The following is a 6,792-nucleotide window of genomic DNA, read 5'->3' as shown; positions in this document are numbered from 1 at the left end:
GCGCTGATAGCCCCTGCTGTATAGGGGCCGATGCCAGGCAAATCCCGCAACCCTGTTACATCGGCTGGAAATATACCGCCAAGCTCAAACGCGACTTTGTTAGCCGCTTTATGCACATTGCGCGCACGGGCGTAATAGCCAAGCCCCGCCCATGCCGCCAACACATCATCCAGCGGCGCAGTGGCAAGGGCTGTCACGTCAGGCCAGCGGCGCGTGAAATCAAGAAAATAGGGAATCACCGTCGCCACAACAGTCTGCTGCAACATTATTTCGGATAGCCAGACATGATAGGCTGGTGCCAAGGATGGCCAGCGATGGCGCCATGGCAAATCCCGTCCATGACGATCATACCATGCAAATAAAGCCGCCGGATCAAAGGCGGTATCATTTACACTAGTTTCAATATGGTTGATAGGCGTTTGTGTATCGGCATGTTTATTCGGCATGATGAATTTGTTGCCCACTGTGAAGGGGTTACATACACCACCCATCGGATAGCGATTGGCATTTATTTAACTACATTATTGTGGTTAAGCATGCCAGAATGAAAATATACATATGACATTTGATCGACAGATTATACAAACCCATAGCGCACATATAAACCAGAATGCCGATGAGCGAACCAAAACAACCACATCGCAAAAACCGTATGTCCAGACTGTCGACGATGGTCGAGGGGATGGTAGCGCCAAGCGCGCAGGCACGCGGATTTGTTATCAGCCGCCTGATTTCACATTGGCCAGACATTGTTGGGGATATTGCCGAATGGTGCCAGCCTGCCAGCCTGTCATTTGATCGTGGCAAACAAAATGACGGGGTTTTAAAACTGGCAATCACTTATGGGCGGGGACCCCAAGCACAAGCGATGAATGCGCAGATCATAGATCGTGTGAATGCGGCCTTTGGTTATAATGCGGTTGGCCGAATCACGCTGGTACAAAGCCTATCGCCGCCGGCAAAGACCGAATCGACCGAGCAAAGCACGTCTTTAGACGACACCAACGCGCCTGATATATGGTCGCTGGATGAAAAGCTGAAAAAGGTGGCCTCGCCCGAATTACGCGCCGCCTTGCGCCGACTTGGGACACCACTTGATAAAACCTGAATTCAGGCGCGTCTTTATCCTTAAACATGTCATACACTTGAAAAATATTTAGTCTATAGCCAGATTCATCGATTGCTCCCCTTAAACCCGTGGATTATAATGAGAACCATGACAAATACCGACATCACATACAAATCTATTACAGCCAGCAACAGCATCTCGCGGCGGCGCTTTTCTTCAGGCCTGTTTGGCGCAGCTATCACCGTGGCAAGTCCGTTTGCGGCAAGCATGACAGCCTTGGCAGCTGACGATGATATAATTGCCCATATCAGTGCCCCACGTATTCTGGGCGATTCCAAAGCACCTATCAAAGTTATCGAATTTTTCTCGATGACTTGTGGGCATTGTGCCAATTTTCATAATGTCACCTTTCCAAAGGTCAAAAGCGATATGATCGAACGTGGGCTTATTCAGTTTGAAATGCGCCCCTTCCCGCTTGACGGACTTGCTTTGCGCGGTCATGCGCTAGCACGGTCATTACCAACGGCCAGATATTTTCCGATGGTTAAGGCGTTGATGTCACAACATAAACAATGGGTGCGCGCCGAAGATCCATTGGCTGCGCTTATGAAAATTGCTCGTCTTGCTGGCATTAGCGGTGCCGAATTCAACAAAATTATGAGCAATCGCGCTTTGCTGGAAAAGCTTGTCGAAATGCGTCAAACTGCGCTGAATGACTGGAATGTCAGTTCAACGCCAAGTTTTGTCATCAATGATGACAAAGTGTTATCAGGCAATATGAATTATGAAACATTTGTCGAAGAAATAAACGCTTATGGCGCTTAGGTTGCTGTAGAGATTTGATGAGCGCAAACACGTGATTTTTCGCACCCTGAAAATGGCAGGTTTCAAATCTTTTGCCGAAGTGGCCGAAGTTGAAATCGAATCCGGATTGACTGGCATTGTCGGGCCGAATGGCTGTGGCAAATCCAATGTCGTCGAGGGTTTACGCTGGGTGATGGGCGAAAGTTCGGCGCGGCAGATGCGTGGCGGCGAAATGGATGATGTGATTTTTGCCGGCACCGACCAGCGTCCAGCACGCAACCTTGCTGAAATCACCTTGAAACTTGACAATAGCTCGCGCAGTGCGCCTGCCGAATTCAACAATGACGATGAATTGGAAATTACCCGTAAAATCGAACGCGGCAAAGGCAGTAGCTATTATGTCAATGCCAAGCCAGCCCGCGCCCGTGATGTTCAACTGCTATTTGCCGATACCGCGACAGGCGCACGTTCATCTGGAATTGTCAGTCAGGGACGTATTGGGGCGATTGTGGGGGCGAAACCGGTGGATCGACGTGCCTTGCTGGAAGAAGCGGCCAATATCCGCGGCTTGCATGCTCGCCGCCATGAAGCCGAATTACGGTTGCGGGCTGCCGAAACCAACCTTGAGCGGCTCGATGACGTTATTGCAGGTCTTATCGAACAACGCGATTCCCTGAAGAAACAGGCGCGTCAGGCAGCACGTTACCGTTCGGTTGCTGATCGTATCCGGCAAGCCGAAGCGCAATTACTTTTTGCCCGCTGGACAAGCGCCCAGAATGATCTGACCAGCGCCGAAACCGATCTAAATCAGGCAAAATTGTTAGTTGCAAGCCGAACCCAAGACGCAGCCACTATTGCCACAACACGCAGTGAGCTTGCGGCGCAATTGCCCCCACTTCGCGATGCCGAAGCCGCGCGTGCTGCCGAATATCAACGCCTGGCCATCGGCCATGACGAACTTGACCGCGAAGAGGCCCGCCTGAAAGAAGCGTTGCGGCAGCTAGACGCCCAGCAAGCACAGATTAACACCGATATCAGCCGCGAAAATAGTTTGCGCGAAGACGCCAAGATTGCCATTGAAGCCCTTGCCAGCGAAACCGAAACGCTTAAGCAACAGATCGATGACGCCGTACCGCACCGTGAAGCGGCGCGTACCGAATTGGAAACCGCCCGTACCCATGCCAACACCGCCGAAGCGGCGCTTGCTGATGCCAGCGCCCTGTTGCGGTCTGCGGCAACATCACGCAATGGCCTGACAACGCGGCTAAATGATTTACTTGCTAGGCGGGAAAAAGCGTCACGTAATCTTGCTGACCTGTCACTGGACGCGCTTGGCGCCCAGACCAAATTATCAAGTGCCGGACTTGTAGAGGCCGAGGCCAAATTTGCTGACGCACAAAAGGCATTGGTAAAAGTCGAAGCCACGCTTGGAGACGCCCAGACGCTTGCCGATACAACCAAAGCTGATGAGCGTGAAACAGAAGCGCAAATCACCCGTATTCAGGCTGAAATCGACGCGCTCGAATATCTGCTTGCTGATAATGGTGATAATGAAGATACGCCGATTGTTGATCAGCTTTCGGTCAAAGATGATATGGAAACAGCCTTGGCCGCCTATCTGGCTGATGAATTGACCGCCCCGGCCGATGCTGGCACGCATAGCTATTGGCGTGATGGCATGGCACATAGCGATCTAACACCGCCTGAAGGCACTTTACCGCTGGCTGATTTTGTCAGCGGGTCAAATGCACTGAATCGTACCCTTGCCGGTGTTGGCGTAGTCGAGGATGAAGCCACAGCCGAATCCATACAGCCATCACTTCGCCCCGGACAGGCGATTACCACCAAAAGCGGACATCTATGGCGATGGGACGGGTTTGTCCGGCACGCTAACCAGAATGACCGAAGTGCCGAACGAATCCGCCAGCGACGTCGTCTTGAAACGCTTCAGACAGATGCCATTAAACTAGGCAAAGATGCCGAAAAAATGGCAGAAAAAACTGCATCTGCACAGCAAGCTCTTGATGCAAACCGCGCGGATGTTCAAAATGCCCGACAGGCGTCAATTACCAGTGAACAGCTTTTTGGTGAAGCACGCCGCCATGCCGAATCAGATGCCCTCAAGCTATCTGCTGGTGAGGAACGCGCAACCGAACTGGCCGCGAATCTTGATACGCTTATTGCCGATATAAAGGTCTGTGAAACACAACTGGCAGAGCTTGGCGACGAAACCATGCTTGCCAATCAAGAAACATCATGCCGCAATACGGCCGAACAAGCCCGACAGACACTAAGCGAAGCGATGCAGGCAGATACACGACTTGAAGAGATTCTGCGCACTGCTGGCGAAAGATTGATAACATCCAGCACCGAGCAGACCGCATGGCAACGCCGGCTTGATGGTGCCGCAAGCCGTGTCGCCGAATTAGAAACGCGGTTTGAAAGTGGCAAGCAAGAACAACAACGCCTTGAACAGATGCCCGCCGATATCGAAAAGCGCCGCCTGGAAATGGGAGATCGGCTGGAAGCTGCAAATACCGCCCGTCAGGAAGCCAGCGATCTGCTGATCAAAGCCGAAAGCCAGCTTGGTGAGGTCGAAACCGCCCAGCGGATTGCCGAAGGCGCCCTTGGTGAAGCCCGGGAAAGCCAAATTCGTGCCGAGGGCGCGCAAGAGCGTGGCAAAGCGCAGTTACAGGATATTAAAGACCGCATTCATGAAAAACTTGATTGCACACCCGATCAGACTGCCGAGATTGCCAATGTAGAATCGGCTGATGCTTTGCCACCAGTGGCCACATTGGATGATAAGGTGCAACGGCTTTTGCGCGAACGTGACAATATTGGCCCGGTTAATTTGCGCGCCGAAGTCGAAATGGAAGAAGTCGCAAGTCGTATCGCCAGCATGGAAGCCGAAAGTGAAGATTTGCTGGCCGCCATAGCAAAATTACGCGCCGCAATCAGCCATCTGAACCGCGAAGGACGTGAACGGCTACTGGCCAGCTTTGCCGAAGTGAATGGCCATTTCAAAGAATTATTCAAGAAACTATTTGGCGGTGGCACTGCCGAATTACAGCTTACCGAAGCCGACGACCCCCTTGAAGCTGGGTTGGAAATTATGGCTAGCCCCCCAGGTAAACGCCTGCAATCACTGTCGTTACTATCGGGCGGCGAACAAGCTTTGACAGCATTAGCCATCATTTTTGCAGTATTTTTGACCAATCCAGCGCCAATTTGTGTGCTTGATGAGGTTGATGCCCCGCTTGACGATTCAAATGTAGCGCGTTTCTGCGACTTGCTTCGTGATATTGTCGGCAAAACCGATACCCGATTCCTTGTAATCACACATCACCGGATGACCATGGCTCGTATGGATCGGCTATTTGGAATTACGATGGAACAGCGTGGGTTGTCAAAACTGGTATCTGTCGATCTACAAGCTGCCGAAAGAATGCGCGATACGGCTGTAGCTTAGCTTAGTTATGGCGTCTGAAAGACTGACTAAATTAGCAACTTTTGCACCCCCCATAGCACCCCCAGAAGCTGCGGCAATTTTGGCTCTATTGAATGCTTGACAAAAGCCGATGCAGTCCCCTATTTTGAGCGCGTTTTAAGCGTGGCTGAATGAAATACAACATTGTATCAATTTGGCTACACCCAAGCGAAAAAGGTGCATTAGACAAACGACAGGAAACCTTTGTTATTCAAGTTGGATAACGGTATAAACCCACCTCATTAATAGTGATGAGTCGGGAATCTGGAACTGCTGAATGAGCGTTGATGATAATGAAGGCGGCGATAAGCGCCTAAAAGACATCGAACGCCGCATCAATGCGATGCAACAGGAGACTCAGAAAGGTGACCAACCTAGCCAGTCTGCCCTTCCCAAGGGAATGGGGGCAATCATGGGCCGGGTAGCAACCGAATTGGTTGCTGGTGTCATAGTCGGGGCTTTTATCGGATGGGCGCTGGATAAATGGTTGGGTACATCACCATTATTTCTATTGGTGTTGTTTTTCCTAGGGGCCATTTCCGGTATGCTTAATGTGTGGCGTATTTTTACCGGTCGTGGTTTAGCGGCAGGTTATTTCGACGAGCATAAGCGGTCGTCGGATACAGATAAGGAGCGAGAGAGGAATGAGTAACTCTCAAGGAATGCATTCACCGGTCGCGCAATTTGAGATCAAGCCTATTTTTGATCTTTCAATTGGTGGTCTCGACGTCTCCTTTACCAATTCCAGCCTTTTCATGTTGCTCGCAATTGTGGTGAGCTCGGTATTTCTGATTTCGGCAATGCGCAAGCGTGAACTGATCCCTGGCCGTATGCAGGGTCTGGCCGAAATGATGTATGAGTTTGTCGCTGATATGGTGCGCAGTAATGCCGGCAATGAAGGCCGTCCTTACTTTCCATTTATTTTCACGCTGTTTGTGTTTTTGCTGTTCGGTAACTTGCTGGGTCTGATACCTTATTCATACACATTCACATCACAGATCGTTGTTACATTCGTTATGGCAGCCTTTGTTTTCTTGGCGTTGACAGTGCTCGCGCTGTTTAAGCATGGACTGCATTTCTTCAGCTTTTTTGTCCCAGCAGGTGCGCCAAAGGCGCTGATACCGTTTCTCATTATTATTGAGGTGATATCGTATTTTGTGCGCCCTGTCAGCCTTTCGGTTCGACTGTTCGCTAACATGCTTGCTGGTCATACTATGCTGAAGGTGTTTGCCGGTCTGGCAGTGATGATTTCTGGCGTCGGCGGTGCCGCTATGGCAGGGTCGATCTTCCCGTTTCTCGCCCTGATTGGACTGACGGGACTTGAAGTATTGGTGGCCGTACTTCAGGCTTATGTATTCACCATTTTGACATGTATGTATTTGAATGACGCTTTGCATCTTCACTAGGAGATGAGGCGCAACGCATTCCG

5 protein-coding genes and 1 pseudogene are annotated in these 6,792 nt (G+C 50.9%); 5 read left to right on the top strand and 1 reads right to left on the bottom strand.

Translation table 11 applies throughout. From position 1 onward, the window contains the following. A pseudogene (locus ACTF7Q_RS02095) lies at positions 1 to 446 on the bottom strand (A/G-specific adenine glycosylase); the annotation flags it as partial. Positions 447 to 652: 206 nt separating this feature from the next. Between ACTF7Q_RS02095 and ACTF7Q_RS02090 the strand changes: the two are divergent. From ACTF7Q_RS02090 to ACTF7Q_RS02070, 5 genes are all read left to right on the top strand, one after another. Then, a complete protein-coding gene (locus ACTF7Q_RS02090) occupies positions 653 to 1,108 on the top strand; it encodes a DUF721 domain-containing protein (protein ID WP_438996195.1) in 456 nt (151 codons plus the stop codon). A gap of 108 nt (positions 1,109 to 1,216) precedes the next feature. Continuing rightward, on the top strand, positions 1,217 to 1,894 hold the full coding sequence (locus ACTF7Q_RS02085) for a DsbA family protein (protein WP_438996194.1): 678 nt from the start codon (positions 1,217 to 1,219) through the stop codon (positions 1,892 to 1,894). Between the two features lie 52 nt (positions 1,895 to 1,946). Then, entirely contained in the window at positions 1,947 to 5,345 is a 3,399-nt protein-coding gene (locus ACTF7Q_RS02080; RefSeq protein WP_438996197.1) for an AAA family ATPase, read from the top strand. Between the two features lie 295 nt (positions 5,346 to 5,640). Continuing rightward, entirely contained in the window at positions 5,641 to 6,015 is a 375-nt protein-coding gene (locus ACTF7Q_RS02075) for an AtpZ/AtpI family protein (protein WP_438996193.1), read from the top strand. Next, a complete protein-coding gene (locus tag ACTF7Q_RS02070) occupies positions 6,008 to 6,769 on the top strand; it encodes a F0F1 ATP synthase subunit A (RefSeq protein WP_438996192.1) in 762 nt (253 codons plus the stop codon). The genes ACTF7Q_RS02075 and ACTF7Q_RS02070 overlap by 8 nt, the downstream gene beginning before the upstream one ends. The last annotated feature ends 23 nt before the right edge of the window (positions 6,770 to 6,792 follow it).

The organism is Puniceispirillum sp. (SeqCode), assembly GCF_965657105.1.
GTDB lineage: Bacteria > Pseudomonadota > Alphaproteobacteria > Puniceispirillales > Puniceispirillaceae > Puniceispirillum.
This window is presented reverse-complemented; position numbering and strand designations above follow the sequence as displayed.

Excerpts from the sequence above, each read along its gene's own strand:
- ACTF7Q_RS02085 (WP_438996194.1), top strand. The coding sequence starts at position 1,217 with ATGACAAATACCGACATCACATACAAATCTATTACAGCCAGCAACAGC.
- ACTF7Q_RS02090 (WP_438996195.1), top strand. The coding sequence starts at position 653 with ATGTCCAGACTGTCGACGATGGTCGAGGGGATGGTAGCGCCAAGCGCG.
- ACTF7Q_RS02080 (WP_438996197.1), top strand. The coding sequence starts at position 1,947 with ATGGCAGGTTTCAAATCTTTTGCCGAAGTGGCCGAAGTTGAAATCGAA.
- ACTF7Q_RS02070 (WP_438996192.1), top strand. The coding sequence starts at position 6,008 with ATGAGTAACTCTCAAGGAATGCATTCACCGGTCGCGCAATTTGAGATC.
- ACTF7Q_RS02075 (WP_438996193.1), top strand. The coding sequence starts at position 5,641 with ATGAGCGTTGATGATAATGAAGGCGGCGATAAGCGCCTAAAAGACATC.